Annotated in this window: 29 protein-coding genes; 17 read left to right on the forward strand and 12 right to left on the reverse strand. The window is 69.1% G+C overall.

The features are described 5' to 3' along the window. Positions 1 to 260: 260 nt before the first annotated feature. Positions 261 to 1,097 (reverse strand): purine-nucleoside phosphorylase, encoded by an 837-nt coding sequence (locus J8M50_RS30125; protein ID WP_010354561.1) that lies wholly within the window; start codon positions 1,095 to 1,097, stop codon positions 261 to 263. A gap of 113 nt (positions 1,098 to 1,210) precedes the next feature. Further along, a complete protein-coding gene (locus tag J8M50_RS30130) occupies positions 1,211 to 1,648 on the reverse strand; it encodes a gamma-glutamylcyclotransferase family protein (RefSeq protein ID WP_010354562.1) in 438 nt (145 codons plus the stop codon). Positions 1,649 to 1,777: 129 nt separating this feature from the next. On the opposite strand from J8M50_RS30130, the gene J8M50_RS30135 reads away from it, so the two are divergent. Both J8M50_RS30135 and J8M50_RS30140 read left to right on the forward strand, forming a co-directional pair. Next, complete coding sequence (locus tag J8M50_RS30135) at positions 1,778 to 3,241, forward strand: NAD(P)H-quinone dehydrogenase (RefSeq protein WP_223786350.1); 1,464 nt, start codon at positions 1,778 to 1,780, stop codon at positions 3,239 to 3,241. Positions 3,242 to 3,408: 167 nt separating this feature from the next. Next, on the forward strand, positions 3,409 to 4,371 hold the full coding sequence (locus tag J8M50_RS30140; protein ID WP_075692893.1) for a DeoR/GlpR family DNA-binding transcription regulator: 963 nt from the start codon (positions 3,409 to 3,411) through the stop codon (positions 4,369 to 4,371). 263 nt (positions 4,372 to 4,634) lie between these two features. On the opposite strand, the gene J8M50_RS30145 is transcribed toward J8M50_RS30140, so the two are convergent. After that, positions 4,635 to 6,407 carry an acetyl/propionyl/methylcrotonyl-CoA carboxylase subunit alpha gene (locus J8M50_RS30145; protein WP_010354566.1) on the reverse strand — a complete coding sequence of 591 codons (1,773 nt, stop codon included), beginning with the start codon at positions 6,405 to 6,407 and terminating at the stop codon, positions 4,635 to 4,637. Between the two features lie 373 nt (positions 6,408 to 6,780). On the opposite strand from J8M50_RS30145, the gene J8M50_RS30150 reads away from it, so the two are divergent. Then, positions 6,781 to 7,257: a hypothetical protein gene (locus J8M50_RS30150; protein WP_029183968.1), complete on the forward strand. Its 477-nt coding sequence runs from the start codon at positions 6,781 to 6,783 to the stop codon at positions 7,255 to 7,257. On the opposite strand, the gene J8M50_RS30155 is transcribed toward J8M50_RS30150, so the two are convergent. From J8M50_RS30155 to J8M50_RS30165, 4 genes are all read right to left on the reverse strand, one after another. After that, positions 7,226 to 7,837: a Maf family protein gene (locus J8M50_RS30155; RefSeq protein ID WP_010354569.1), complete on the reverse strand. Its 612-nt coding sequence runs from the start codon at positions 7,835 to 7,837 to the stop codon at positions 7,226 to 7,228. The two genes, J8M50_RS30150 and J8M50_RS30155, sit on opposite strands and share 32 nt — an antisense overlap. 45 nt (positions 7,838 to 7,882) lie before the next feature. Continuing rightward, positions 7,883 to 8,011 carry a morphogenic membrane protein MmpB gene (gene mmpB, locus J8M50_RS49335; RefSeq protein ID WP_010354570.1) on the reverse strand — a complete coding sequence of 43 codons (129 nt, stop codon included), beginning with the start codon at positions 8,009 to 8,011 and terminating at the stop codon, positions 7,883 to 7,885. 83 nt (positions 8,012 to 8,094) lie between these two features. Then, a complete protein-coding gene (locus J8M50_RS30160; protein ID WP_010354571.1) occupies positions 8,095 to 8,298 on the reverse strand; it encodes an acyl-CoA carboxylase epsilon subunit in 204 nt (67 codons plus the stop codon). A gap of 22 nt (positions 8,299 to 8,320) precedes the next feature. Next, positions 8,321 to 9,925: an acyl-CoA carboxylase subunit beta gene (locus J8M50_RS30165; protein ID WP_010354572.1), complete on the reverse strand. Its 1,605-nt coding sequence runs from the start codon at positions 9,923 to 9,925 to the stop codon at positions 8,321 to 8,323. A 110-nt stretch (positions 9,926 to 10,035) separates the two neighbouring features. Here J8M50_RS30165 and J8M50_RS30170 point away from each other — a divergent pair, with 110 nt between their 5' ends. From J8M50_RS30170 to hutH, 6 genes are all read left to right on the forward strand, one after another. Further along, positions 10,036 to 10,890 carry a biotin--[acetyl-CoA-carboxylase] ligase gene (locus J8M50_RS30170; protein ID WP_010354573.1) on the forward strand — a complete coding sequence of 285 codons (855 nt, stop codon included), beginning with the start codon at positions 10,036 to 10,038 and terminating at the stop codon, positions 10,888 to 10,890. A gap of 280 nt (positions 10,891 to 11,170) precedes the next feature. Then, positions 11,171 to 12,286 (forward strand): adenylate/guanylate cyclase domain-containing protein, encoded by a 1,116-nt coding sequence (locus tag J8M50_RS30175; protein WP_010354574.1) that lies wholly within the window; start codon positions 11,171 to 11,173, stop codon positions 12,284 to 12,286. Between the two features lie 333 nt (positions 12,287 to 12,619). Further along, positions 12,620 to 12,880 carry a hypothetical protein gene (locus tag J8M50_RS30180; protein ID WP_158002803.1) on the forward strand — a complete coding sequence of 87 codons (261 nt, stop codon included), beginning with the start codon at positions 12,620 to 12,622 and terminating at the stop codon, positions 12,878 to 12,880. A gap of 224 nt (positions 12,881 to 13,104) precedes the next feature. Beyond that, the gene (locus J8M50_RS30185; RefSeq protein ID WP_040836788.1) at positions 13,105 to 13,908 is read left to right on the forward strand and encodes an enoyl-CoA hydratase/isomerase family protein; all 804 of its coding nucleotides are present in this window, start codon (positions 13,105 to 13,107) and stop codon (positions 13,906 to 13,908) included. Between the two features lie 340 nt (positions 13,909 to 14,248). Then, positions 14,249 to 15,403 carry a GGDEF domain-containing protein gene (locus J8M50_RS30190; RefSeq protein WP_029183970.1) on the forward strand — a complete coding sequence of 385 codons (1,155 nt, stop codon included), beginning with the start codon at positions 14,249 to 14,251 and terminating at the stop codon, positions 15,401 to 15,403. A 57-nt stretch (positions 15,404 to 15,460) separates the two neighbouring features. Further along, complete coding sequence (hutH, locus tag J8M50_RS30195; protein ID WP_029183971.1) at positions 15,461 to 16,999, forward strand: histidine ammonia-lyase; 1,539 nt, start codon at positions 15,461 to 15,463, stop codon at positions 16,997 to 16,999. Positions 17,000 to 17,077: 78 nt separating this feature from the next. Here hutH and J8M50_RS30200 read toward each other — a convergent pair whose 3' ends face one another. Both J8M50_RS30200 and J8M50_RS30205 read right to left on the reverse strand, forming a co-directional pair. After that, positions 17,078 to 17,851, reverse strand: coding sequence for a hypothetical protein (locus J8M50_RS30200; protein WP_050987251.1), 774 nt, complete (start codon positions 17,849 to 17,851; stop codon positions 17,078 to 17,080). A 44-nt stretch (positions 17,852 to 17,895) separates the two neighbouring features. Beyond that, positions 17,896 to 18,192: an LAETG motif-containing sortase-dependent surface protein gene (locus tag J8M50_RS30205; protein ID WP_010354580.1), complete on the reverse strand. Its 297-nt coding sequence runs from the start codon at positions 18,190 to 18,192 to the stop codon at positions 17,896 to 17,898. Positions 18,193 to 18,300: 108 nt separating this feature from the next. On the opposite strand from J8M50_RS30205, the gene J8M50_RS30210 reads away from it, so the two are divergent. The 6 genes from J8M50_RS30210 (at position 18,301) to J8M50_RS30235 (ending at position 23,639) form a co-directional block, all read left to right on the forward strand. Next, complete coding sequence (locus J8M50_RS30210) at positions 18,301 to 18,645, forward strand: hypothetical protein (RefSeq protein WP_010354581.1); 345 nt, start codon at positions 18,301 to 18,303, stop codon at positions 18,643 to 18,645. Between the two features lie 253 nt (positions 18,646 to 18,898). Beyond that, a complete protein-coding gene (locus tag J8M50_RS30215; RefSeq protein WP_010354582.1) occupies positions 18,899 to 20,164 on the forward strand; it encodes a L,D-transpeptidase in 1,266 nt (421 codons plus the stop codon). Positions 20,165 to 20,365: 201 nt separating this feature from the next. Then, on the forward strand, positions 20,366 to 21,823 hold the full coding sequence (locus tag J8M50_RS30220; RefSeq protein ID WP_010354583.1) for an ABC transporter permease: 1,458 nt from the start codon (positions 20,366 to 20,368) through the stop codon (positions 21,821 to 21,823). Positions 21,824 to 21,865: 42 nt separating this feature from the next. Next, positions 21,866 to 22,549: an ABC transporter ATP-binding protein gene (locus J8M50_RS30225; RefSeq protein ID WP_010354584.1), complete on the forward strand. Its 684-nt coding sequence runs from the start codon at positions 21,866 to 21,868 to the stop codon at positions 22,547 to 22,549. Between the two features lie 114 nt (positions 22,550 to 22,663). Then, a complete protein-coding gene (locus tag J8M50_RS30230) occupies positions 22,664 to 23,080 on the forward strand; it encodes a zinc metalloprotease (protein ID WP_050987252.1) in 417 nt (138 codons plus the stop codon). Between the two features lie 4 nt (positions 23,081 to 23,084). Beyond that, positions 23,085 to 23,639 (forward strand): hypothetical protein, encoded by a 555-nt coding sequence (locus tag J8M50_RS30235; RefSeq protein ID WP_010354587.1) that lies wholly within the window; start codon positions 23,085 to 23,087, stop codon positions 23,637 to 23,639. On the opposite strand, the gene J8M50_RS30240 is transcribed toward J8M50_RS30235, so the two are convergent. Together J8M50_RS30240 and J8M50_RS30245 are read right to left on the reverse strand one after the other, a co-directional pair. After that, positions 23,626 to 23,979, reverse strand: coding sequence for an ATP-binding protein (locus J8M50_RS30240; RefSeq protein WP_010354588.1), 354 nt, complete (start codon positions 23,977 to 23,979; stop codon positions 23,626 to 23,628). The two genes, J8M50_RS30235 and J8M50_RS30240, sit on opposite strands and share 14 nt — an antisense overlap. Further along, positions 23,976 to 24,197 (reverse strand): hypothetical protein, encoded by a 222-nt coding sequence (locus J8M50_RS30245; protein ID WP_010354589.1) that lies wholly within the window; start codon positions 24,195 to 24,197, stop codon positions 23,976 to 23,978. The genes J8M50_RS30240 and J8M50_RS30245 overlap by 4 nt, the downstream gene beginning before the upstream one ends. A gap of 127 nt (positions 24,198 to 24,324) precedes the next feature. Between J8M50_RS30245 and J8M50_RS30250 the strand changes: the two genes are divergently transcribed. Together J8M50_RS30250 and J8M50_RS30255 are read left to right on the forward strand one after the other, a co-directional pair. Next, a complete protein-coding gene (locus J8M50_RS30250) occupies positions 24,325 to 25,188 on the forward strand; it encodes a helix-turn-helix domain-containing protein (RefSeq protein WP_050987254.1) in 864 nt (287 codons plus the stop codon). Beyond that, positions 25,160 to 25,357, forward strand: a complete 198-nt coding sequence (locus J8M50_RS30255) for a DUF397 domain-containing protein (protein WP_010354591.1) — start codon at positions 25,160 to 25,162, stop codon at positions 25,355 to 25,357. Before J8M50_RS30250 ends, J8M50_RS30255 begins: the two co-directional genes overlap by 29 nt. A gap of 42 nt (positions 25,358 to 25,399) precedes the next feature. On the opposite strand, the gene J8M50_RS30260 is transcribed toward J8M50_RS30255, so the two are convergent. After that, positions 25,400 to 26,038 carry a maleylpyruvate isomerase N-terminal domain-containing protein gene (locus J8M50_RS30260; RefSeq protein WP_010354592.1) on the reverse strand — a complete coding sequence of 213 codons (639 nt, stop codon included), beginning with the start codon at positions 26,036 to 26,038 and terminating at the stop codon, positions 25,400 to 25,402. Positions 26,039 to 26,050: the final 12 nt, after the last annotated feature.

Genomic DNA, 26,050 nt, shown 5'->3' on the forward strand with positions numbered 1-26,050 from the left:
GCGCCGGACTAGCTGAGGGCGTCGGACGGGCTGAGGTTGTCGAGCGGGTGGGCAAGCTGGGCCCCGTCCTCAAGCGTCGGACGGGCTGGGGGCGGCCCTGGAAGGGCCTCGGCCTCAAGTGGCCGGGGCCTGGGCTTGGGGGTTCGGTGGGCTGAGGGTGCCGGGACCGTTGTTTCGTCCGGTCACCTTCCTGCCGCCGTTTCGGGCTCAAGTGCCGGACCCGTTGTTCCGCGTCCGGCACCCCAAGCCCCCGTCCGGTACTACAGCCGGCCCAGCACCCGCGTCAGCAGTTCGCCCATCCTCGCCGCGCTGTCCCGGCCCGCCTGGAGGACCTCCTCGTGGTTCAGGGGCTCGCCCGTCATGCCTGCCGCGAGGTTTGTTACCAGGGAGATGCCCAGGATTTCCGCGCCCGCCTCGCGGGCCGCGATCGCTTCGAGGGCCGTGGACATGCCTACCAGGTCCGCGCCGATTACGCGGGCCATGCGGATTTCCGCGGGGGTCTCGTAGTGGGGGCCCGTGAATTGGGCGTAGACGCCCTCCTCCAGCGTTTCGTCGACCTCCTTGCAGAGGGCGCGCAGGCGCGGGGAGTAGAGGTCCGTGAGGTCGACGAAGTTCGCGCCGACGATCGGGGACGCCGCCGTCAGGTTGATGTGGTCGCTGATGAGGACCGGCTGGCCGGGACGCATGCCCTCGCGCAGGCCGCCGCAGCCGTTCGTCAGGACGATCGTCTTGCAGCCGGCGGCGACCGCGGTGCGGACTCCGTGCGCGACGGAGGCGACCCCCCGGCCCTCGTAGTAGTGCGTGCGGCCCAGGAAGACCAGCGCGCGCTTCTCTCCGATCTTGTACGAGCGGATCTTGCCGCCGTGGCCCTCGACGGCGGGCGGCGGGAAGCCGGGGAGCGCCGTGACCGGGAACTCCGCGTCGGGCGCGCCGAGCGCGTCGACGGCCGGTGCCCAGCCGGAGCCCATCACGAGGGCGACGTCATGCGTCTCGGCACCCGTTAGCTCACGCAGTCGCGCGGCGGCGCTGTCGGCGGCGGTGTAGGGGTTGCCCTGAATGTCGTCCGGGATGTCGTCCGGCAGAAGAGATGCGTTCACGCGGATGAGCGTAGCCGGTCCATGCCTACGCGCGTAGATGACAGACCTTACGGCTCGACGATCGTTGTCTTGTCGTTTCCGACCAATTCCGGTCGGCCGCGATCAAGGAGATCTCAACAAGGCCGCTTCCGCAGCTCCATCACATAGTCGTGCGGCGCCCCCGCCGACTCCGCCGCGTCCGCGATCTCGCCGAGGTAGCGGGCGGAGGGGAGACCCCCCTCGTACCCGTTGAGAACGTATGTCCACGCGCCCTCTTCGCCCTCCAGGGTGTGGACGCGCATACGTGTACGGCGGTAGATCCCGAGGCCGGTGCCCTCCCAGCGGTCGAGGGACTCCTCGTCCATGGGGGCGATGTCGTACAGGCCGACGAATACCTGAGAGCCAGGCTCCTCGACGATCGTCGCCAGCGCGCCCTCCCAGCCCATCTGCTCGCCGCCGAAGGTGAGCCGCCAGCCGTTCAGCCAGCCCGTCGCACGCAGCGGGGAGTGGGGAGCGCGGCGGGTCATCAGCCGCGCGTCGAGGTTGCCGGCGTACGCGGCGTAGAGCGACATGGGGGAGAGGGTACGGCAGTGACGCCGGGGGTCCGGTGCGCAGTCGTCGTACCCGTAGCTCCCCGGTATCAGTACCGCCGGTGATACCTGCCCCGTCGCCCGCTCGGCCCCCCGAATCCCGCCTCCCCCGTGGCGTACGGGACAATGGGGTATGTGACTCGGATCGTGATCATTGGTGGCGGGCCCGGCGGGTACGAGGCGGCGTTGGTCGCTGCCCAGCTCGGGGCGGAGGTGACCGTCGTGGACTGCGACGGTCTGGGCGGTGCGTCGGTGCTTACCGACTGCGTGCCGTCCAAGACGCTCATCGCCACGGCGGAGGTGATGACGACCTTCGACTCCTCGTACGAGGAGCTGGGCATCATCGTCGCCGACGACACGCCACCCCTGGAGCAGGCGGCCAGGGTCGTCGGCGTGGACCTCGGCAAGGTCAACCGGCGGGTGAAGCGCCTCGCGCTCGCCCAGTCGCACGACATCACGGCCTCGGTGACGCGCGCCGGCGCCAAGGTGATGCGCGGCCGGGCCCGCCTGGAGGGCATGCAGTCGCTCGACGGCTCCCGCAAGGTCGTCGTCGCGACCCCGGACGGCAACGAGCAGACGCTCACCGCCGACGCCGTACTCATCGCGACGGGTGCTCACCCCCGGGAGCTACCTGATGCGCAGCCCGACGGCGAGCGGATCCTCAACTGGACGCAGGTCTACGACCTGACCGAGCTGCCCGACGAGTTGATCGTCGTCGGCTCCGGTGTCACCGGCGCGGAGTTCGCCGGGGCGTACCAGGCGCTCGGCTCGAAGGTCACCCTCGTCTCGTCCCGCGACCGGGTACTACCCGGGGAGGACCCGGACGCCGCCGCCGTACTGGAAGAGGTCTTCCGGCGCCGCGGCATGAACGTCATGGCCCGCTCCCGCGCCGAGTCCGCGAAGCGGGTCGGCGACCGCGTCGAGGTGACCCTCGCGGACGGCCGTGTCATCACCGGCAGCCACTGCCTGATGGCCGTCGGCGCGATCCCCAACAGCGCCGGGCTCGGCCTGGAGGAGGCTGGCGTCAAGGTCCGCGAGTCCGGGCACATCTGGACCGACAAGGTGTCCCGCACTACAGCTCCGGGGGTATACGCCGCCGGCGACGTCACCGGCATCTTCGCGCTCGCCTCGGTCGCCGCGATGCAGGGACGTATCGCCATGTACCACTTCCTCGGCGACGCGGTGGCCCCCCTCAACCTCAAGACGGTCTCCTCGAACGTCTTCACCGACCCCGAGATCGCGACCGTCGGCTACAGCCAGGCCGACGTCGACGGCGGCAAGATCGACGCGCGCGTCGTCAAGCTGCCGCTGCTGCGCAACCCCCGCGCGAAGATGCAGGGCATCCGCGACGGCTTCGTCAAGATCTTCTGCCGTCCCGGTACGGGGATCGTCGTCGGCGGCGTGGTCGTCGCGCCGCGCGCTTCGGAACTGATCCACCCCATCTCGATCGCCGTCGACAACAATCTGACGGTCGAACAGATCGCGAACGCGTTCACCGTGTACCCGTCCCTGTCGGGCTCGATCGCCGAGGTGGCACGGCAGTTGCACACGAGGAAGGCGGCGGGCGAGAGCTGACGGCCGAAAGCAACTCCCCGTCGGTCACGGGGAGTTGCCAGGGTTGGTGACGGCGTGGGGCGGGTAGCCGAGCCCCTATACCACTTCACCCACTCCTGTGCGAACAACTTCGTTTATTCGACGCAAACACCTGAAAACAGACGGTCGCCCGCGTTACTGTCAGTTTCGTGTTCGCTGCTGAACGTCGCCAATTGATCCTCGAAATGGTGCGAGCGAACGGGGCCGTGTCGCTCCGTGAGCTCGCCCGCGTCGTCCAGACCTCCGAAGTGACCGTACGGCGGGACGTGCGCGCGCTGGAGGCAGAAGGACTCCTCGACCGCCGGCATGGCGGTGCGGTACTGCCGGGTGGATTCACGCGAGAATCCGGCTTTCCGCAAAAGTCCCATCTCGCGACCGCCGAGAAGACGGCCATCGCCGATCTCGCGGCGGGATTCGTCCAGGAGGGCGAGGCCATCGTCGTCGGGGCCGGTACGACCACGCAGGAGCTGGCCCGCCGGCTCGCGCGGGTCCCCGGGCTGACCGTGGTCACCAACTCCCTTCTTGTCGCCCAGGCGTTGGCCCATGCGAATCGGGTGGAGGTCGTCATGACCGGTGGGACCCTGCGGGGGTCCAACTACGCGCTCGTCGGGAGTGGTGCCGAGCAGTCCCTTCAAGGGCTGCGTGTTTCCCGGGCGTTCCTGTCCGGGAGCGGGCTCACTGCCGAACGGGGGCTGTCCACGTCCAACATGCTGTCCGCGTCCGTCGATCGTGCGCTTGTGCAGGCCGCCGCTGAGGTTGTAGTCCTTGCGGACCACACCAAGTTGGGGACCGACACGATGTTCCAGACGGTGCCTACCGATGTCATCACGCGGCTTGTCACCGATGATCCTCCGGCCCATGACGACCGTGCGGCAACCGAGTTGCAGGCGCTGGCTGATCAGGGGGTGCAGATCGCTGTCGCCGGTGCGGGGGCCTCCGGCGGTGAGGCGGTTCCTGCTCGGCAGCATCCTCCGCAACGTCGGGATGTTGCGCTGCCCACGCCTCGGAGGGGGCAACTGCCCGGCTCCGCCGGGGGGTTGAGGGCGGCGGCGATGGGGGAGCAGGTGCAGAGTGAGAGGGCGCGGGTGGCTGATCTCCGGCGCAGTAGGTAGGGGCGGGTTGAGGCTCGTGTGCGACTGACGGTCGTATGTGGCTGGTCGCGCAGTTCCCCGCGCCCCTAAAAGACGTGGTTGCGGCTGTAGTTCGGCCGCGGGTTCTGGGTGGAGTCTGCTGGCGCAGCCTCCACCCAGAACGTCGTGGCTTTCAACGCCGGGCAGGTCCAACGCCGTTAGGGGCGCGGGGAACTGCGCGACCAGCCACAGCGGACAGGCAGACTCGTACGATCCGAGTCCACCCCTCCGCTACCGAGCCCGGCCTAGTCCTTGATCTCGCAGATCGCCGCGCCCGACGTCAACGACGCCCCCACCTCCGCCGACAACCCCTTGATCACGCCCGCCTTGTGCGCGTTCAGCGGCTGTTCCATCTTCATCGCCTCCAGGACGACCACGAGGTCACCTTCCTTGACCTCCTGGCCCTCCTCGACCGCGACCTTGACGATGGTGCCCTGCATCGGGGACGCGAGGGTGTCGCCCGAGGCCACCGGGCCCGACTTCTTCGCCGCCCGGCGCTTCGGCTTGGCGCCGGCCGCGAGGCCCGTGCGCGCCAGGGACATGCCGAGGGAGACGGGGAGGGAGACCTCGAGACGCTTGCCGCCCACCTCGACGACGATCGTCTCGCGGTCGGCGTCGTCCTCGGCCTCCGCATCGGCCGGCGCCGAGAACGCGGGGATCTCGTTGACGAACTCCGTCTCGATCCACCGCGTGTGGACGGTGAACGGCTCGCTGGAGCCCGTGAGTTCGGGCGCGAACGCCGGATCGCGAACCACCGCACGGTGGAAGGGAATCGCGGTCGCCATCCCCTCGACCTGGAACTCCTCCAGCGCCCGGGCGGCCCGCTGCAACGCCTGTTCGCGCGTGGCCCCCGTAACGATGAGCTTGGCCAGCAGCGAGTCCCACGCGGGCCCGATGACCGACCCGGACTCGACGCCCGCGTCCAGCCGCACCCCGGGACCCGACGGCGGCGCGAACGCCGTCACCGTGCCCGGCGCGGGCAGGAACCCACGCCCGGGGTCCTCCCCGTTGATGCGGAACTCGAAGGAATGGCCCCGGAGTTCGGGATCGCCGTACCCGAGCGCCTCGCCGTCGGCGATACGGAACATCTCGCGGACGAGGTCGATGCCGGCGACCTCCTCGGTGACCGGATGCTCCACCTGGAGACGGGTGTTGACCTCAAGGAAGGAGATGGTCCCGTCGACCCCGACGAGGAACTCGACGGTACCGGCGCCGACATAGCCGGCTTCCTTCAAAATGGCCTTGGACGACGAGTACAGCTCGGCGACCTGAGCCTCCGTCAGGAACGGCGCGGGCGCCTCCTCGACGAGCTTCTGGTGGCGCCGCTGGAGCGAGCAGTCACGCGTGGAGACGACGACGACGTTGCCGTGCGAGTCCGCGAGGCACTGCGTCTCGACGTGCCGGGGCTTGTCGAGGTACCGCTCCACGAAGCACTCACCGCGCCCGAAGGCGGCGACGGCCTCGCGCACGGCGGACTCGTACAGCTCCGGCACTTCCTCCAAAGTCCGCGCGACCTTCAGCCCGCGCCCGCCACCGCCGAACGCGGCCTTGATCGCGATCGGCAGCCCGTGCGCCTCGGCGAACGCGACGACCTCGTCGGCGCCGGACACGGGGTCGGGCGTACCGGCGACGAGCGGCGCGCCCGCGCGCTGGGCGATGTGCCGGGCGGCGACCTTGTCACCGAGGTCGCGGATGGCCTGCGGCGGCGGGCCGATCCAGACCAGGCCCGCGTCGAGCACCGCCTGGGCGAAGTCGGCGTTCTCGGACAGGAATCCGTACCCGGGGTGGATGGCGTCCGCGCCGGACTCCCGGGCCGCGTTCAGGACCTTCTCGATGTCGAGGTAGCTGCTCGCCGGGGTGTCACCGCCCAGGGCGAACGCCTCATCCGCGGCGCGGACATGCAGCGCGTCCCGGTCCGGGTCGGCATAGACGGCCACACTGGCGATACCGGCATCCCGGCACGCGCGAGCCACGCGGACTGCGATTTCGCCACGGTTGGCGATGAGCACCTTGCGCACGATTGAGGCTCCTTCCTGGAAACAAGCCGAGTTTAGGGACTGCCGACACGGCGCATCGACCCGTCCCCAAAGGTGAGCTTGCCCACACGGAGCGTGACACCAGGCTCGCTCGACCCGCGAAATCCCTTGTCGTACGGCTGTACGCAGGACTCCTCGGAAAACCCTAGCCCTCCGATGTGGTCAAGGTCTCTGTGAAGGGGTGCTGCGGCCCACTCCGTTTCTTTGTCGGGTCCCTACGAACGACGCTCCGGATCTTTGCGCCGACGCGAACCATTGTCCTGAGCTTTACCAGTCAGTAGCGTTCCCTGTGACTCGAACGTACTTCGGGTGGGCACAGAATCGCTCCAGCACGGGTCGAAAGCAGGTGGTGACGATGGTCCGCAGGCCGGTGGCATGGGTGGTCGCGGTCGTCCTCCTCGTGGAGGCGTTCGGCGTCGCGCTCCTGAACTGGATCCTCGGGACGCTCGTCGGCCGCCAGCACATGTCCCTCGCGGGCCTCGACCCGGACGTGATGGCGAACTCCTCGAAGATCTCCGGCTTCGTCTTCGCCGCCTACTTCGCCTTCTGCGCGCTCGTCGCACTCCTGGTCGCGCTGCGCGGCCACCGCCCGGCGGGCCTCGGCCGCGTCCTGCTGATCAGCGCGGCCGTCGTCCACGGCCTGCTGGCCGCCGTCGCCTGGGGCCTGGTGGGCGCCACGGCCTTCGCCGGGATGGTCGTGGTCATGGCCCTGATCGTGCTGCTGCTGATGACGCACGACGGGTACGAGGATGTCGCGCCGAAGTCGGAAGGCAGCCCGCGCGGCAGCGGGCCGGGGCCGCTCACGCCTCCGTCGGTGCCCACAACTCCGTGATCCCGATGCCGAGTTCGCCTAGCAACCGGCGAACGAGCGGCAGGCTGAGGCCGATTACGTTGCCGTGGTCGCCGTCGATGCCGTCGATGAACGGCGCCGAGCGGCCGTCGAGCGTGAACGCCCCGGCGACGTAAAGGGGTTCGCCCGTCGCGACGTACGCCGCGATCTCGTCGTCCGTCGGTTCGCCGAAGCGGACGACCGTGGAGGCGACGGCGGACGTCCAGCGGCCGTCGGCGTACACGCAGTGGCCGGTCTGGAGGGTGCCCGCGCGGCCCCGCATCGACTTCCAGCGGGCGGTGGCCTCCTCGGCGTCGGCGGGCTTGCCGAGCGCCTGGCCGTCGAGGTCGAGGACCGAGTCGCAGCCGATCACCACCGCGCCCTTGGCCTCCGGGCGGGCGGCGACCACGGACGCCTTGGCCTCCGCGAGGGCCCGCGCCAGTTCGGCGGGGGTGGGGGCGGTGACCGCGTCCTCGTCGACGCCGCTCACGATCTTCTCGGGCGCGAAACCGGCGTCCCGCAGCAGCTTGAGGCGGGCCGGGGACTGGGAGGCGAGGATGAGGCGGCGAGGTGCGGTGGTCATGGCGTTCAGCGTATCCGCGCCGGTTCAGCGCCTCGTCTCAGCGCCTCATCTCAGGCCGATGACGAACATCGCCAGCACCATGGCCACCGCCATGAGAACGCCCAGTCTCCGCAACATCACCTGCATGTCGCGGAGTTCCTTGGGAGGTTCGTTCTCAGGGTCGGACCACAGCATGGTGTCCAGGATGCGACGGAAAGGTGGCGAAGACCTGAGTACTAGTACTCAAGTCTTCCGCTTACCGGGTCATACCCGTCTGGTCACTTCGGCCAGTACGTCCGCGCCCACGCCGTGGCACCCGCCCGGGGCACGCCCCGCGCGGCGATTCTCGCCGGGTCGGACCACGCGTCCTTCGCCTTCGGGGCGTCGGTCTCAGGAGCTACCGACGCCCTCGCTCTCACCACCGCGAGTGCGGCGGCCAACTCCTCCGGGGTCGGGTTCCCCCGGACGACCTTGATGTTCATCGCGGCTCCTGGTCGGCTGGCTCTACAGAGGGATGTTGCCGTGCTTCTTCGGGGGGAGCGACTCCCGCTTCGTCCTCAGCTGCCGCAGCCCCCGTACGACGTGCCGCCGCGTGTCCGACGGCCTGACCACCGCGTCGACGTACCCGCGCTCGGCGGCGATGTACGGGTTGAGGAGGGTGTCCTCGTACTCCTGGATGAGGCGAGCCCGCACCGCCTCGACGTCCTCCCCGTTCGCCTCCGCTTCGGCGATCGTCCGCCGGTGCAGGATGTTGACAGCGCCCTGCGCGCCCATGACGGCGATCTGCGCGGTCGGCCAGGCGAGGTTGAGGTCGGCGCCGAGGTGCTTGGACCCCATCACGTCGTACGCGCCGCCGTACGCCTTGCGGGTGATGACGGTGATGAGGGGGACCGTGGCCTCCGCGTAGGCGTAGATCAGCTTCGCGCCCCGGCGGATGATGCCGTCGTGCTCCTGGTCGACGCCGGGGAGGAAGCCGGGGACGTCGACGAACGTGAGCACCGGGATGTTGAACGCGTCGCAGGTCCGTACGAACCGGGCCGCCTTCTCGCTCGCCTTGATGTCCAGGCAACCGGCGTACTGCATCGGCTGGTTGGCGACGATCCCGACCGGCTGGCCCTCCACCCGCCCGAACCCGGTGAGGATGTTCGGCGCGTACAGCGGCTGCGTCTCGAAGAACTCCGCGTCGTCCAGGACGTGTTCGACGACGGTGTGCATGTCGTACGGCTGGTTCGCGGAGTCCGGGACGAGGGTGTCCAGCTCCAAGTCCTCGTCGGTGACGGCGAGATCGGCCTCCTCGGGGAAGACCGGCGCCTCGGAGAGGTTGTTGGACGGCAGGTACGACAGCAGCTGCTTGACGTACTCGACCGCGTCCTTCTCGTCCCCGGCCATGTGATGGGCCACGCCGGACACGGAGTTGTGCGTGCGCGCGCCGCCCAGCTCCTCGAAGCCGACGTCCTCGCCGGTCACCGTCTTGATGACGTCCGGGCCCGTGATGAACATGTGCGAGGTCTGGTCGACCATCACCGTGAAGTCGGTGATCGCGGGCGAGTAGACCGCTCCACCCGCGCACGGGCCGACGACCAGGCTGATCTGCGGGATGACCCCGGAGGCATGGGTATTACGCCGGAAGATCTCGCCGTACGCCCCCAGCGAGGCGACCCCCTCCTGGATGCGCGCGCCGCCCGAGTCGTTGATCCCGATCACCGGGCAGCCCGTCTTCAGCGCGAAGTCCATGACCTTCACGATCTTCTGGCCGTACGTCTCGCCGAGCGCGCCGCCGAACACGGTGAAGTCCTGCGAGAACACGGCGACCGGACGGCCGTCGACCGTGCCGTACCCGGTGACGACCCCGTCGCCGTACGGCCGGTTCTGGTCCAGGCCGAAGTTGGTGGAGCGGTGCCGGGCGAACTCGTCCAGCTCGACGAACGAGCCCTCGTCCAGCAGGAGTTCGATCCTCTCACGGGCCGTCAGCTTGCCCTTCGCGTGCTGTTTCTCGACGGCCCGCCCCGACCCGGCGTGCGTCGCCTCCTCTACGCGGCGCTGGAGATCCGCGAGCTTCCCCGCGGTCGTGTGGATGTCGATCTCATGGCGCGTTTCCGGCTCGGACATCGGGATGCGGCTCCCTGCCTGCTCAAGAGAGGGGACGGTTACTCGTTCGTAGAGTAGTGGTGCGCCTACGGGACAGCAGTGCGGCGTTGGCCACACCTAGGGTGGGTGGTATGACACCCCGCGACGCCGCAGACCCGAGCCCCTGGTCCGACCTCGAACGCCCCCCGCTGAACGCGACAGCGCTCCGCCGGGGACTGATCCACGAGGGTGGGCTGTGGCGGGAGGTCCGGGTGGTCCGGCAGACGGGCTCCACGAACACGGACCTGGCGTCCGCGGCCGACGAGACTCCCGAGGGCACGGTCCTCATCGCCGAGGAACAGACCGAGGCGAGGGGCCGCCTGGACCGCCGCTGGACGGCACCCCCGCGCTCGGGCCTCTTCTTCTCGGTCCTCCTGCGTCCCTCTCAGGTACCGGTCCACCGCTGGGGCTGGCTCCCTCTCCTGACCGGCGTGGCGGTGGCGACAGGGCTGGCGAGGTCGGCAGGAGTGGACACGTCCCTGAAATGGCCGAACGACCTCCTGGTAAAGGTCGGGGGCGAGGAACGCAAGGCGGGAGGCATCCTCGCGGAGCGCGCGGGCAAGGACGCGGTGATCATCGGCGTAGGCATCAACGTAACCCTCAGGTCTGACGAACTCCCCGTACCCCAGGCGGGCTCCCTGGCCTTGGCAGGCTCGGTAAGCACGGACAGGGACCCCCTGCTGAGGGCCGTACTCCGCGCGTTGGAGGAGTGGTACGGAAAGTGGCGCGACGCAGAGGGCGACCCTCTGACGAGCGGCCTCCAGGAAACGTACGCGGCGGGCTGCGCAACGCTGGGGAGGACGGTGAGGGCGGAGCTGCCGGGGGAGAGGTCGGTAGTGGGGGAGGCGGTGGCGGTGGACGGGGACGGCAGGCTGGTACTGGCGACAGAGGAGGGGGTGAGGGAGCCGGTAGGGGCAGGGGACATCGTGCATTTGAGGCCGGCGTAGAGAAGGGGACCTTTTGAGGCTGGCGTGGGGTGCATGTCCTTTAGGGGCGCGGGGAACTGCGCGACCAGCCACAGCGGACCTGAGGCCGACAGCGGACCCATTGCGGCGGGGGTCTAGGGGGCAGCGCCCCCTAGGTAGACGCCCACACCAGCACCGGCAACCAGCAAACCGGCGTTCACCAGATCCCCCGGTTCCCCTTCCCAGCGTGAGCTACCGCACATCTGCCGTAAAGTTGACCCCGGTCGATACCTGACCGTGGCAGACCGGAAAGGCAGCAGGCGTGACCGTCGACGACACCGGCTCCGACGTGGGCGAGGACGCCGCCGACCCCGGCGAGGACCCCCTCGCGCTGCGCCTGGAGGGCCTGATCCTGGGTGCGGAGCGCCGTTACACCCCGTTCCAGGCGGCCCGCAGCGCGGGCGTGTCGATGGAACTGGCGTCGAGGTTCTGGCGGGCGATGGGCTTCGCGGACATCGGCCAGGCGAAGGCCCTGACGGAGGCGGACGTCCTGGCCCTGCGCCGCCTCGCGGGCCTCGTGGAAGCGGGCCTGCTGAGCGAGGCGATGGCCGTACAGGTGGCCCGTTCGACGGGCCAGACGACCGCCCGCCTGGCGGAATGGCAGATCGACTCGTTCCTGGAGGGCCTCACCGAGCCCCCGGAACCGGGCATGACCCGCACCGAGGTCACGTACCCGATCGTCGAGCTGCTCCTCCCCGAGCTGGAGGAGTTCCTCGTGTACGTCTGGCGCCGCCAGCTCGCCGCGTCGGCGGGCCGCGTCGTGCAGACGGCGGACGACGAGGAGATGGTGGACCGGCGTCTCGCCGTCGGCTTCGCCGACCTCGTCGGGTTCACGCGGCTGACCCGCCGCATGGAGGAGGAGGAACTCGGCGAACTGGTCGAGGCGTTCGAGACGACGGCGGCCGACCTGGTCGCCGCGCACGGCGGCCGGCTGATCAAGACGCTGGGCGACGAGGTCCTGTACGCGGCGGACGACGCCGGTACGGCCGCGGAGATCGGCCTGCGCCTCATCGAGACGATGGCGAACGACGAGACGATGCCGGAACTCCGCGTCGGCATGGCTTTCGGCACGGTCACCACCCGGATGGGCGACGTCTTCGGTACGACCGTGAACCTCGCCTCCCGCCTCACCTCCATAGCCCCCCGGGACGCGGTCCTCGTGGACTCGGCGTTCGCGGAGGACCTGATCCGCAGCGGCGACGCGCCCGCCTCGGAGGCGCAAGCGGCGGAGGAGGCGGCGACGGCGGAGAAGGAGGGGGAGGAGCCCCCGGCGTACCGGTTCGCGCTGCAACCGATGTGGCAGCGGCCGGTGCGGGGTCTGGGCGTGGTGGAACCGTGGCTGCTGAGCAGGCGGGGCGGGGAGGACGAGGAGCGCTGAGGAGGGGGCTCAGGGGCCTCAGGGGTTCGGTTCGATGAACGGTGTGTCCACGCAGAGGCCGATGGCCGGTATGCAGATGTCGTGGGGGTCGTCGGGGGTGGGGGTAGTACTCGGGGTGTGGCTCTCAGGGGGTACGACCGTGGGGGTAGGGGCCGGAGCGGGAGGCGCGGGGCGCGCGGTGCGGGTGGGGGTATCAGGGGTCGGGGTAGGGGATACCGGTAGCTCCTGAGAGGGAGCCGAAGGACGGGGTACGCCGGAGGTACGGGGGGTACTACGAGGGTCCGGGACCCTGGAGACGGCTCCCCCTGGAGTACTACGGGTATCACCGGTGCCGTGCGTAGCACCGGGCCCGACCGAGGGGACCGGCACCGCAGCCGCCGCGTTCGTCGCGAGATCGGTGACGCCACCGGCGTACCCCTCACGACTGACCTCACCCTCCCCTACTCCAGTACTAGTACCTCCTCCGCCGCCCCCGTCCGGCACCACCCGCAGCAGCCCCAGCACTCCCGCCGCGAACGCCAGCCCGCCCGCCGCGAGGACCACCTTGCGGGGCCGGGGACGCCGATGCCGCCCCCGGGGGCGGAACGCCCCTGAGCGTGCCGTCGCCGGATCGTCTCCCTCGTACATGTCCCCTCCCGATGGGCCGCAGCGACGGTATGCGGCGGGGTGGGAGCTAAGGGGCGTAGTCCGGAGGTATGTCACTCGAACGGGTAGTCGGACCCCGAACCCGCCACCCTTCCCCGGGCGGGGGATGTACTGCGATGATCGCCCCGGACGAAGTGTTAACCACCGTTAACGACGTGACCCCGGAGGATGCCATGAGCAGCGAGGAACGGTTCGGCGAGCATGTCCTGGTCCGGCGCGACGCCGATGGACACGTGGCGGAGCTGGTCCTGGACCGGCCGAAGGCGATGAACGCGGTCTCGACGGACCTGGCCCGCGCGATCACCGCCGCGTGTAGCTCTCTGGGGGTAGACCCCGAGGTACGGGTCGTGGTCCTCACGTCGTCCAACGACCGAGCGTTCTGCGTAGGCGCGGACCTGAAGGAACGCAACTCGTTCACGGACACGGACCTACGCCTCCAACGCCCGACGACCCGGGCCGCGTACACGTCCGTCCTGGACCTCCCCGTCCCGGCGATCGCGGCGGTCAACGGTTTCGCGCTGGGGGGCGGCTTCGAACTGGCCCTGTCCTGCGATGTGATCGTGGCGGACAGCACGGCGGTGGTGGGGTTGCCGGAAGTATCGGTGGGGGTGATCCCGGGAGGCGGCGGCACACAGTTGCTCCCCCGCCGGGTAGGGGCGGCCCGCGCTGCCGAACTGATCTTCTCGGCGAGGCGCGTGGAGGCGGCGGAGGCAAGGGAGTTGGGGTTGGTGGACGTACTGGTGGAGGAGGGAAGGGCGAGGGAGGAAGCGCTGACCCTGGCGACAAGGATGGCCGCGAACTCCCCGCTGGGCCTACGGGCGGCGAAGAAGGCGCTACGCCTGGGCCAGGGCCTGGACATCAGGGCGGGCCTGGAGGTGGAGGACGCGGCATGGAGGACGGTGGCGTTCTCGGGGGACAGGGCGGAGGGGGTGAGGGCGTTCAACGAGAAGCGGAAGCCGAACTGGCCGGGTGAGTGAGGGCGTCCTTCGGGGGCTGGGTGGCTGGTGAGTCTTTTAGGGGGCTTGGGAGAGGCTGGGCGAGGGTGGATCTTTTTGGGGGTGCCTGTGGAAGGGCGGGCGGCGGGTGGATCTTTCGGGGGCGCTTTTGAAACGCCGGGCGACGGGTGGATCTTGTAGGGGTGCCTTCGGATCGCCGGCGACGGTCTGGTTCTTTTAGGGGCGCGGGGCTGTATCAATTTGCGGCTCCGCCGCGTGGGCGCGACCAGCCACGACGCACCCGCACCCCGAATCCGACAGAACCCCCCACTCGGACCGCCCCGAACCCCCCTTTCACCCCAAATATCCCTAGCCTGAACTAATGGGCGACGAAAGACACCTCGCGGCAGTGGTGAAGCTCGCGCAGGGACTCGCAGCCGCACGCACCCCCAGGGACACCTGGACCGCTGCGGCCACAGGTGCATGCCACGCCCTCGACGGAACCTTCGCAGCCCTCTCCGTCTGGGAACGGGAGCTAGGCCGACTACGGGTACTGGTCAACGTAGGAGACAGAGCCCCGGGCGAGGACCAGTACCCCGAGACGGAGTCATACCCGGTCCACCAGTTCCCCGAGATCGCGGAGTTCCTGCACGAACGCTGGGCAACCGGCGGCGAGCCAAACGCCTGGGTGGAAACCGCGGAGGAGGGCCCAACAAGCGGCACCCCGGGCTACGTACACCAACGCGTCGCAGCGCTACGACGCAGAGGCCGAGGCTCCTGCGTAGTCGCCCCGATCGTCCTGAACGGCAGAGCATGGGGCGAGCTGTACGTAGCAAGGCCGACCCGGACACCCCCCTTCGACCGCGCGGACGCGGACTTCGCAACCGTCCTCGCCTCGGTCGTAGCCGCAGGCCTCGCCCAGACGGAACGCCTGGAGGAGGCCCGCCGCCTCGCCTTCACGGACGCCCTGACGGGCCTGGCGAACCGCAGAGCCGTGGACGTCCGCCTGGACGAGGCGATCGAGGAGCACAAGGAGAAGGGCACAACGGTCAGCCTCGTCGTCTGCGACCTGAACGGCCTGAAGAAGGTGAACGACACACAGGGCCACGCGGCGGGCGACCGCCTGCTGGAACGGTTCGGCTCGATCCTGTCCCTCTGCGGAGCCATGCTCCCTGGCGCGCTCGCGGCACGCCTGGGCGGTGACGAGTTCTGCCTCCTCGCGGTGGGCCCGACGGCGGACGAGGTCGTGCTGGCGGCGACCGAACTGTGCCGCAGGGCAGGCGAGTTGGACCTAGGCGAGGGCGTGGCCTGCGGCATCGCGTCCACGGCGGACCCGATCGGCCCGATCCGCACGGCCCGCCGCCTCTTCCGCCTCGCGGACGCGGCCCAGTACCGCGCGAAGGCGGAACGCGCGGGGTACCCGGTGGTCGCGGGCCGCAAGGGCCCCGAGGACCCCGTAGTACTTCTGGCGGACACCCCACCCCCTACCGGCGCCGAACGCCGCCGCTTCCGGGGCGACCGCACCGGTAAGGGGTGAAACGGTGCTCCGATGGTGACAGCGTCCTCTTCAATGCGTACGCTCCTGAATATGGATATGCACACTGTGGTGGTGGGGACCTCCGGGGTCACCGCGTCCGACGTTCTCGCCGTGGCCCGGGGCGGAGCCCGGATCGAGCTGTCGGCCGAGGCGCTCGCGGCGCTCGCGGCGGCGCGGGAGATCGTGGACGCGCTGGCGGCGAAGCCGGAGCCGGTCTACGGGGTGTCCACCGGGTTCGGCGCGCTGGCCTCCCGGCACATCGGCCAGGAGCTGCGCACCCAGCTCCAGCGCAACATCGTCCGCTCGCACGCCGCCGGGATGGGCCCGCACGTGGAGCGGGAGGTCGTCCGGGCGCTGATGTTCCTGCGGCTGAAGACGGTCTGCTCGGGTCATACCGGAGTACGACCCGAGGTCGCGCAGACCATGGCCGACATCCTGAACGCGGGTATTACCCCGGTAGTCCACGAGTACGGCTCCCTCGGCTGCTCCGGCGACCTCGCCCCCCTCTCGCACTGCGCCCTGACCCTCATGGGCGAGGGTGACGCGGAGGGCCCCGACGGCACCGTACGCCCGGCCGCCGAGCTGCTCGCGGCGCACGGTATTACGCCCGTGGAGCTACGCGAGAAGGAAGGCCTCGCGCTCCTCAACGGCACCGACGGCATGCTCGGCATGCTGCTGATGGCGCTCGCCGACCTCGACGCCCTCTACAAGGCCGCCGACATCACCGCGGCCCTCTCCCTGGAGGCGCTCCTCGGCTCCGCGAAGGTCCTCGCGCCCGAGCTGCACGCGATCCGCCCGCACCCCGGCCAGGGCGACTCGGCCGCCAACATGCTTGCCGTACTGGACGGTTCGGAGCTGACCGGGCACCACCAGGACGACGCGCCGCGCGTCCAGGACGCGTACTCCGTGCGGTGCGCTCCGCAGGTCGCCGGGGCCGGGCGGGACACGATCGCGCACGCGCGGCTCGTGGCGGAACGGGAGTTGGCGTCCGCCGTCGACAACCCCGTGGTCCTCCCCGACGGCCGGGTCGAGTCCAACGGCAACTTCCACGGGGCGCCCGTCGCCTACGTGCTCGATTTCCTCGCCATCGCCGCCGCCGACCTCGCGTCCATCGCCGAGCGGCGCACCGACCGGCTGCTCGACAAGAACCGCAGCCACGGGCTGCCGCCGTTCCTCGCGGACGACGCCGGCGTCGACTCCGGGCTGATGATCGCCCAGTACACGCAGGCGGCGCTGGTCAGCGAGCTGAAGCGGCTCGCCGTACCGGCGTCGGCCGACTCCATCCCGTCCTCGGCGATGCAGGAGGACCACGTGTCGATGGGGTGGTCGGCGGCGCGCAAGCTGCGGACGGCCGTCGACAATCTGACGCGGGTGCTGGCGGTGGAGCTGTACGCGGCGACGCGGGCGGTGGAGCTGCGCGAGGGGCTGACGCCGGCACCGGCTACGCAGGCCGTCGTCAGCGCCGTACGCGGGGCGGGTGTTCAGGGTCCGGGGCCGGACCGGTTCCTCGCGCCGGATCTCGCTGCGGCGGACGCGTTCGTGCGGAGCGGGGGGCTCGTGGAGGCGGTGGAGAAGGTGACGGGGGCGCTGCGGTAGGCGGTTGCGCAAAGGGTTGGGCCCCTGTCCCTCGTACGTATGAGAGACAGGGGCCCGTAGTACTCGGGTACTACCCGGTTACTTCAGCTTGGTGAGCTGGGCCGTGATGATGGCCGGGGGGTTCATCGGCATCTTGCCGTCGCCCGCGAAGGCGGAGAAGTTGACCGTGTAGAAGGTGGCGACCGTGTTGCCCTTGCGGATCACCTCGCCGTGGACGGTGGCGGTCTCGCCGCCCACGTCCACGGTCTCGACGAAGGCCAGGGCCTCGTCACCGCCGCCGGTGCCCTTCTCCGCGGCGACCTTGGTGACCTTGCTGGCCTCGCCGTCGGTGGTCGAGGTGTAGCCGGTCGCGCAGGCCGTGATGCTGTCGGAGACCGACTTCATGGCCTTCTGGGCGCCGTCACCGTCGTACGAGGACAGGCCCACGAGCGTGCGGGTGGCGTCCAGGAGCGCGGCGGCGTCGAGGCTGCCGGAGGTCGGCGGCTTCTTGTCCTCCTTGAGGGAGTTGCTGACGCCGACGGTGGTGTCACCCGGGGGCAGGGCCAGCGAGGACCAGACCAGCGGTCCGCACGCCGCCTTGTCGAGCTTCGCCTCGGTCTTGGCCGTCGGCACGAGACCTTCGGTCGCCTCGATCGTGTAGCCGGTGGCGTCCCCCGCCACCAGCAGCAGCTTCTTCAGCTCCGCAGCCGTCGACGCCTTCGCAGCCGGCGCCGCCGCAGCCGTCGCCTTCGCGTCCGCCGCTGTGTCCTTCTTGCCCTCGTCCGAATCCGACGAGCAGCCCGTGATGAATGCGAGCGAGAGCGCGCTCGCGGCGGCCGTCATCGACAGCCGCACCCCCCAGGAACGGTTCATGACGCGAACTATGAAGTTAAAGCCAAGTAACAGTCAAATTCGGCTCAAAAATCCAGGCGTTCCCGGCGAACCGAATAAAGCACGAATCCCGCACCCAAGGTGAGGAAAACACTCCCGCCGACAACGTACGGCGTCGTGTCGAAACTCCCCGTGTCGGCGAGTTGTGCGCCGGAGGAATCGGCGGCGGGTACGGCGCGCGCCTGCTGGGAGGCGCTGTGCGTCGTCGGCGCCTGGGGTGTGGTGGCGACCGTGTCGGCCTTGGCGGACGGGACGAACCACAGGGCGCACAGGAGGGTCCCCGCGGCGGTGGCGGTCAGCAGGGGACGGCGGGCGGAGGACACGGGATATCGATCTCCTTGTGCGCTGGAGAATGTGGCCGTGGGGGCGAGCTTAGTGAAAGGCGAGGGTCACGGGAAAGTCACGGGGGAGAGAGATCGTACGCTCCCGGCATGAGCAATGAAGGAACCTCGCGCTTTGTCCGCCTTCGCGTGGATATCGTGCTGGAACTCGATGACGAAGGCGCTGTGACGAGCGCCGCGCTGGAGCGGCTCGCGGCGGATCCGGAGCTTCCGGACGCCGAGCGCGCGCACGCCGAGAGCGCTGTGACGGAAGACACCGCTGAGGCGCTCGCTTATCTCGTCGACCCGTTCGGCCTGGTCAGCGGGGTGCCGGGCGTGGAGCTCGTACAGGCTTCCTGGTCCACCGAGCGCATCGACTACGACCCCGATTCGCCTGAGTGGGACCTCGACGAGGATGATGACCAGGAGGACGGCGCCATGGACCGTAACGGTTGAGCGTCCTGGGGAACCAGTGAAACCCGCGGCCCCCGGACGGAAACCGCGTCCGGGGTTTCGTCGTCTCAGGCAGTACGCGGGCCACCGCCGCCCCGGTGCCGTGTCGCCCGCATGACGACGTGGCGATGCCCACATGACGGGAACATGTGGAACGTGGAGCGGCAGTCAGCGCGTTGAATAGGCAAGAGGATCCCGGGGATTGGGGAATCCTCGGGGAAACGGGGACGTCCGGGTTCCGGGTAATCGGCAACGTATGGAGAAGCGAGTGATAGCGAACAGTAAGCGGCGCAAGGGTCTGCGGGCCGCGTCCGTACTGCTCGGGGGGGTCCTGGTGCTCTCCGCGTGTTCCGGTGGCGACGACGACGCCTCCGGCAGCGGGAGCGGCGAGTCCTCGCAGGCCAAGGCCGACGAGGCGGCGGCCCAGAAGGCGTCCGTGGCGGACATCAAGATCACGCCCGCGGACGGCTCCGCCAACGCCTCCATCAACAACTCCGCAGCGGTCACGGTCAGCAAGGGCACGCTCACGGCGGTCACGATGACGACGTCCGACGGTACGGCCGTCAAGGGCGAGCTCTCCGCCGACAAGCTGACCTGGAAGCCCAGCGACCAGCTGGAGCGCTCCACGACGTACAAGATCGCCGCCGAGGCCAAGGACTCCGAGGGCCGCGTCGCCCACGAGAACGGGTCGTTCACGACCGTCTCGCCGGCCAACAGCTTCATCGGCAACTTCACGCCGGACGCCGGTTCCACGGTCGGCGTGGGCATGCCCGTCTCGATCAACTTCAACAAGTCGATCGCGAACAAGGCCGCCGTCCAGAAGGGCATCACGGTCACCTCCAGCAGCGGTCAGGAGGTCGTCGGCCACTGGTTCGGTGCCAACCGCCTCGACTTCCGTCCCGAGCAGTACTGGACGGAGAACTCCACCGTCACGCTGAAGCTCGCGCTCGACGGGGTCGAGGGTGCGCCGGGCGTCGTGGGCGTCCAGCAGAAGACCGTCACCTTCAAGGTCGGCCGCAACCAGGTCAGTTACGTCGACGCGAAGACCAAGCAGATGAAGGTCACGCAGGACGGCAAGACCATCAAGACCATCCCGATCTCCGCCGGTTCGCCCGACAACAAGACGTACGAGGGCACGATGGTGATGTCGGAGAAGTTCAAGGAGACGCGCATGAACGGCGCGACCGTGGGCTTCACCGACGACGACGGCAAGGGCGAGTACGACATCAAGGACGTGCCGCACGCCATCCGGCTGACCAACTCCGGGACGTTCATCCACGGCAACTACTGGGGTGCGAAGTCCATCTTCGGCAGCACCAACACCAGTCACGGGTGTGTGGGTCTTTCGGACACGAAGGGCGCCAACGACACGGGTACGGCCGGGTATTGGTTCTACACGAACTCGATCGTCGGTGACGTCGTGGTCGTGCAGAACACGGGTGACAAGACTGTCGCGCCGGACAACGGGCTCAACGGCTGGAACATGAGCTGGGCGGACTGGAAGGCCGGGTCCGCCGCCTGACGCATACGGTTTGATCGATGCCGCCTCCCTTGTCGGGGGGCGGCATCGGTGTTTCTGAAGTGGCTTGCGGCGTCGGCGAGTTGACGCACAGGGCGTTCGGGGTGGCGCGCAGAGCCCTTTGAGGCGATGCACAGGGCCTTCTCATCCGGCTCTTATGCGCTGCTTATCGAGTCATCACGCGGCGTACCTACTTTTCGGCGCATGTTCTTCACCTACCTGAGGCGCGAGCTGCGCCGCCGCAGAAAAGCGGCCCTCGTCGTCGCCTCCGGACTCGCGCTGGGTATCGCGCTGGTCATCGTGGTCAACTCCGTGTCCTCCGGCATGGGGAAGGCCCAGGACAAGGTCCTCCAGTCGCTCTACGGACTCGGCACGGACATGACCGTCACCAAGGCGGCGGCTGCCGGTGGCACCGGCGCCGGGCGGCCCCGCTTCCAGTTCGACGCGCAGAACAGTGACAGTGATGCGCAGCAGAGCAGCGATGTCGTGATGGTGCGGGGGTTCCAGACGCTCGCGACCTCGACCGTGACGCAGGTCGGGAAGCAGAGCGGTGTCGCCGACGCGGTGGGCGGGCTCAGCCTTCAAGTCATCAAGGTGGACGGGCAGTTCACACGCGGGCAGTTCCAGCAGAACGGTGGCGGTGGCGGTACGGGGGGCGGTCGCGGCGGTGCTGGTGGTCAGCCGCAGGGTGAAGTCCAGGGCGGGGGCGCCAACTTCGACGTCAACAACTACTCCGTGTACGGAACCGACGTCGCCAAGCCGGAGTTGGGGCCGCTGACCTCCTCGAAGATCACCAGCGGGCGGACGTTCAAGACGTCCGAGACCGACGCGAAGGTCGCCGTCGTCGACGCGTCGTACGCCAAGGAGAAGTCCCTCAAGGTCGGTTCGACCGTCACGATCAAGACCGTCAAGTTCTCCGTCATCGGCATCGCGACCGCCGACAGCGGTGACTCCGCGGCCAACCTGTACGTTCCCCTCGCCCAGGCGCAGACCCTCGCCGACGCGAAGGACAAGGTCACCACGATCTATGTCAAGGCCACCGACTCCCAGCAGATCGACGGCGTCAAGTCTTCTATCCAGAAGAACATTTCGGGTACGACGGTGACGACGTCGGCGGATCTCGCGGACACGGTGTCGGGGTCGCTGTCGACGGCGTCCTCCCTCGCGACGAACGTCGGCAAGTGGCTGTCGATCGCGGTGCTCGTCGCGGCGTTCCTGGTCGCTGGTCTGCTGACCTCCTCCGCTGTCTCTCGCCGGGTGCGGGAGTTCGGCACGCTCAAGGCGCTCGGCTGGAAGTCGGGGCGGGTGACGCGGCAGGTGGTCGGTGAGGCGATGGTCAACGGGCTGCTCGGGGGTGCGCTCGGTATCGCGCTGGGGCTTGCGGGGGCGTATGCCGTGACGGCCATCAGCCCTACGTTGCAAGCCCAGTTGGGCGGCGGTAACGGGGGTGGCGGCGGAGGCGGCGGCGGTTTCGGGGGCGGCGGTCCCGGGCGTGCGGCTGCCGCTCGCACCCTTGACGTCGCGCTGACGGCGCCGGTCAGCGTCTCGACGGTCGCGTTGGCCGTGGGGCTCGCGGTCGCCGGTGGGCTCATCGCCGGGGCGTTCGGGGGCTGGCGGGCGTCCCGTCTGCGTCCCGCCGATGCGCTGCGCCGTGTCGAGTAGTTGGCCCTGACCCCCTTACTGCACCGAGGAGTTGCTCACCCCATGTACGAACTCAGAAACGTCACCAAGCGCTACACGCGGGGCAAGGATGCCGTACTCGCCCTGGACAACGTCGACTTGACGATCCCGGACGGCGACCGCCTGGTCATCCAGGGGCCCACCGGCGGCGGCAAGTCCACGCTGCTCCAGATGATCGGCGGCCTCGACCGCCCGACGTCCGGTGAAGTCGTCCTGGACGGCACGGACTTGGCGAAGCTCTCCGAGTCCAAGCTGACGAAGGTCCGCAGCGAGAACATCGGCTTCGTGTTCCAGTCGTTCAACCTCATCCCGACGCTGACGGCTCAGGAGAACGTGGAAACGGCGTTGGTCCCGCTGGGCCTGAAGGTCAAGGAACGCCGCGAACGGGCCGCCGAAGCACTGGAGTCGGTGGGCCTCGGCGAGCGACTGTCCCACCTCCCCTCGGAGATGTCCGGCGGCCAGCAGCAACGTGTGGCGATAGCGCGGGCGTTGGTGAAGAAGCCGAAGGTGCTGCTGGCCGACGAGCCCACCGGCAACCTCGACGAAAGCATGCGGGACGAGATCATGGACGTGCTGGTGACGCTGTGGAAGGAACACGGCTTGACCTTCATCATGGTCACCCACGACTCCTCGATCGCGAAGAAGGCGCCTCGCCTGGTGACGATCAGGAAGGGGCGGATCACGGTGACGGAGAAGGCGACGTCCTGACTGCCTTGCTGTGTCCGGGCGTGCACCTCTGTCGTAGGACTACGGGGGTGTACGCCTGGAGGGTTCGGCCATCCGGGTGGGAACCGGAGCGATCGGCGGCTTACGGGTGTCACGATGGTCGCGCTTGCCACCGCGACGGCCACGGCTCTATTGCTGACCAACTCCCCGTACGCGTGGCAGTCCTCCTCCGGCACCCTGTCGAAGATCAAGGTCCGTGCCGACTCCGCTACCACCGTCAACGACCTCGAATGGCGCGACTACGACCGTGCCGACGGTCGTGCCGCCTACTACCACTACCGTGGCGGCGTCGCGGAAACCGACTACATCTACCTCAACAAACGGATCCTCGACAGCCGCGAACACGGCACCCGGGACTACCGGCGGGCGACCGCCGCGCATGAACTCGGGCACGCGCTCGGGTTGTGCCACAAGTCAGGCCGCGTGCTGTCGCTGATGTGGACGTCCGTCGATCCGGTGATCACCGCGCCCACCGACACCGATCAGGCCAACTACCGACGGCTGTGGGGTTGATGCCGTGAAGTACATCCGTCTTCCGGCCGTCGCCGCAGCCGCGACCGCCGTGCTCTGTGCTACGGCTGCCGGTGTCTGGTACGCCGGGTCCTCCGGGGGTGACGAGATCGCCAGTGTCTGTGTTCCCGCGTACGAGCGGGACGTCGACAAGGCCGGTTACGTCGCTGTCGTGGCCGTCGTCACCGTCACCCGTACGGCGGGATACCTGGAGGAGGAACCCGAACTCCCCGGTGGGGTCCTCATGTCCACCCTGCGTGTCGATGAACCGCTCAAAGGGACGCCACCCGCCGAGTTGACTGTTGGGCAGGGGGTCGGTCGTACCTCTGAGGGGGGCTATACGACCGACAAACCTGAGAGTTACCCCGTGCTGTCACCTGGTCATCGGTACGTCGTGGGTACGACCCCGAGTGCCTCGTACCGCGACGGGTGGGTCTGGTTCGCCGTCCCCGCGGATACGGGGCTCGATGCGCAGCGCGTCCGCTGGGTGAAGGCCGTCGCGGATCAGGTGTCGCCGCATCCCGATCCGCGCTGCACCGGTGACGTCGTCACGAGTCGCTGATCTCGCACCACACCGTCTTGCGGCCGGCCGCCCACTCCACGCCCCAACGCCGGGCGAGGGCCGTGAGGAGGGCGAGGCCTCGGCCCGACTCGTCGTCCGTGGTGGCCTGTTGGAGTATCGGGAGGGCGTTGGGGGCGGGGTCCGTGACCTCGATGCGGGTGTGGCCGGGGGCCGTGGGGAGGACGCGGATCGTCACGGGGGTGCCGTCGCCGACGTGGTCGATCACGTTCGTGATCAGTTCCGTCGCGCACAGGCGGACGTCGTACGAGTGCTCGCGGAGGCGGTGCCGGAGGTCCGGTACCGCCTTCGGCGTTGCCAACAGGCTGTGCTCGAAGCTCACTTGGGTGCGGCCTCGCGGAGGATGGCGGCGAGGGCCAGGGCGGTGGTGGTGGGGCAGTTGCCGAGGGAGAGGAGGTTGAGGGGCGGGCTGTAGCGGCTGGCGTAGCTGATGATGTCGAGGCCGAGGGAGGGGAATTGGAGGTTGTGGAGGGCGAGGGCCTGGCGGAGTTCTTCGACGCAGGCGGGGATGTCGTTGGGGGAGGGGGAGTTGTCGGGCATGTGGGGGAGTCGCTTTCTGTGCGGTGTGTGACGAATGCCTCACAGGGTGTCGTGTTGGCCGCTACCGTGAAAGGGGTTTTGAGTCCGCAGCGCACGCTGCGGAGGGCCCAGTCAAGGGGTGAGGAACATGGCGCGAGGCAAGGACATCGACGGTTCGGAGGGCGTTTCGACCTTCTACGGCAAGGAGTTGCGCTGGAAGCGGGAGGAGGCGGGGATGTCGCTGGAGGAGTTGCTCGCCGGGAGCTTCTACGGCAAGACGCACCTCAGCGACATCGAGCGCGGGGAGCGCAGCATGCCGATCGACCTGGCGCGGCATGTGGACCAACGGCTCGGTACGGACGGGTACTTCGAGCGGAACTGTGAGGACGTGCGGAAGTCGAGGCGGAAGGGTCACGCCAAGTACTTCGAGAAGGTGCTGGAGGCGGAGAAGTTTGCGCTGACCATCGAGGAGTGGTGCCCGATCCTGATTCCCGGGCTGCTCCAAACTCCGGCCTACGCGAGGGCAGTTGTCCTGGCGGGGTTTCCGTACTCGACCGACGAGGAGGTGGAGGAGAAGGTCACCGGCCGCATGGAGCGCGCGGTTCTCTTCGAGCCCGGACGCCGGACCCCGGAGTACTGGGCGATCATGCACGAGTCGCTGATCACTGACGCGATCCTGCCGTGCCAGGAGATGGCCGAACAGCTTGACCAGATCGTAGAGTTGGCGGAGCGGCGCCGGATCACTCCGCAACTCATCCTGCGGAAGTTCGGTGCGCACCCCCTCATGACCGGTCCGGCGATGATCATGACCTTCCCCGACGCCCCACCGTTGTTCTACACGGAGGCGCTGCACAGCGGTGACACCATCGATGATCCGGGACTCGTGGTGCAGTACCGCAGGTCGTACGATCTGCTGAGGGCCGCCGCGCTAGCACCGAAGGCGTCTCTGGCCATGATCAAAGCAGCGGCAGAGGATTACCGAAATGGCAAGCAGCCGAGTCGACTTGAGTGATGCGCACTGGCTCAAGAGCAGCTACAGCAACGCAGGTGGCGGTAACTGCGTAGAGACCGCCACCAACCTCCCTGCCCTCGTCTCCGTCCGCGACACCAAACTCCCCCACAGCCCCACCCTCCTCTTCCCCGCCACCGCCTGGACCCCTTTCCTCGCCTCCCTCGCCTGATCACACCCCCGTCACCAACTCCCGCGCCTCATGGCCGTACACCTAGAGCGCCGAGATGGACCCCGGCGCGCGTTCGGCGCGGCTCAACGCGCGCAGCACGTTCGTCGCGCCATGGCGCCGCAGCGCGATCCGTGACAGCACGTCCACGACCGTCTCGACGGCCCGCGCCGGGAACTCCGGCGTCGGCAGCCCGACGCTGTGAGCGAGGTCGTCGGAGTGGACGACGATCTCCAGGGTCCGGCTGGTGATGAAGTCGTCGAGGGTGATCGACCACGGCCCCCAGGTAGGGCGGCGGACCAGGCGATGCGGCGCGGTGGGCAAAGTGCCCCGCAGTTCCTCGACACACGCGGCGACCCTGGCGGCCAGCATGGCGGGACCGTCGGCTGCCTCCTCCTCGCCGCCGGAGCGGATGCCCTGGTTGAACGGTGTGTCGAGGTCCGAGCCGATCCAGCTCACCCGCGCGTAGTACTCGTGGATCGAGATGGCGGGCTCGGAGGGGACCGCCTCGGCCAGCACCGCGGGAATGAAGAAGACCTGCCCGGCCAGGTGGCCCGCCAGCCCCTGGACGCTGAGCTTCGCCAGCGCCGAGGGCTGGTGCCAACGGTCTGCGACCTCCGGTGCGCCCAGCAGCTTCGCCGCCGTGTCCGCCACGCTGAGGTAGAGCTCCCTGGCCTGCGTCACCTTGCTGGTTCC

This window comes from Streptomyces acidiscabies (assembly GCF_020010905.1).
GTDB lineage: Bacteria > Actinomycetota > Actinomycetes > Streptomycetales > Streptomycetaceae > Streptomyces > Streptomyces acidiscabies.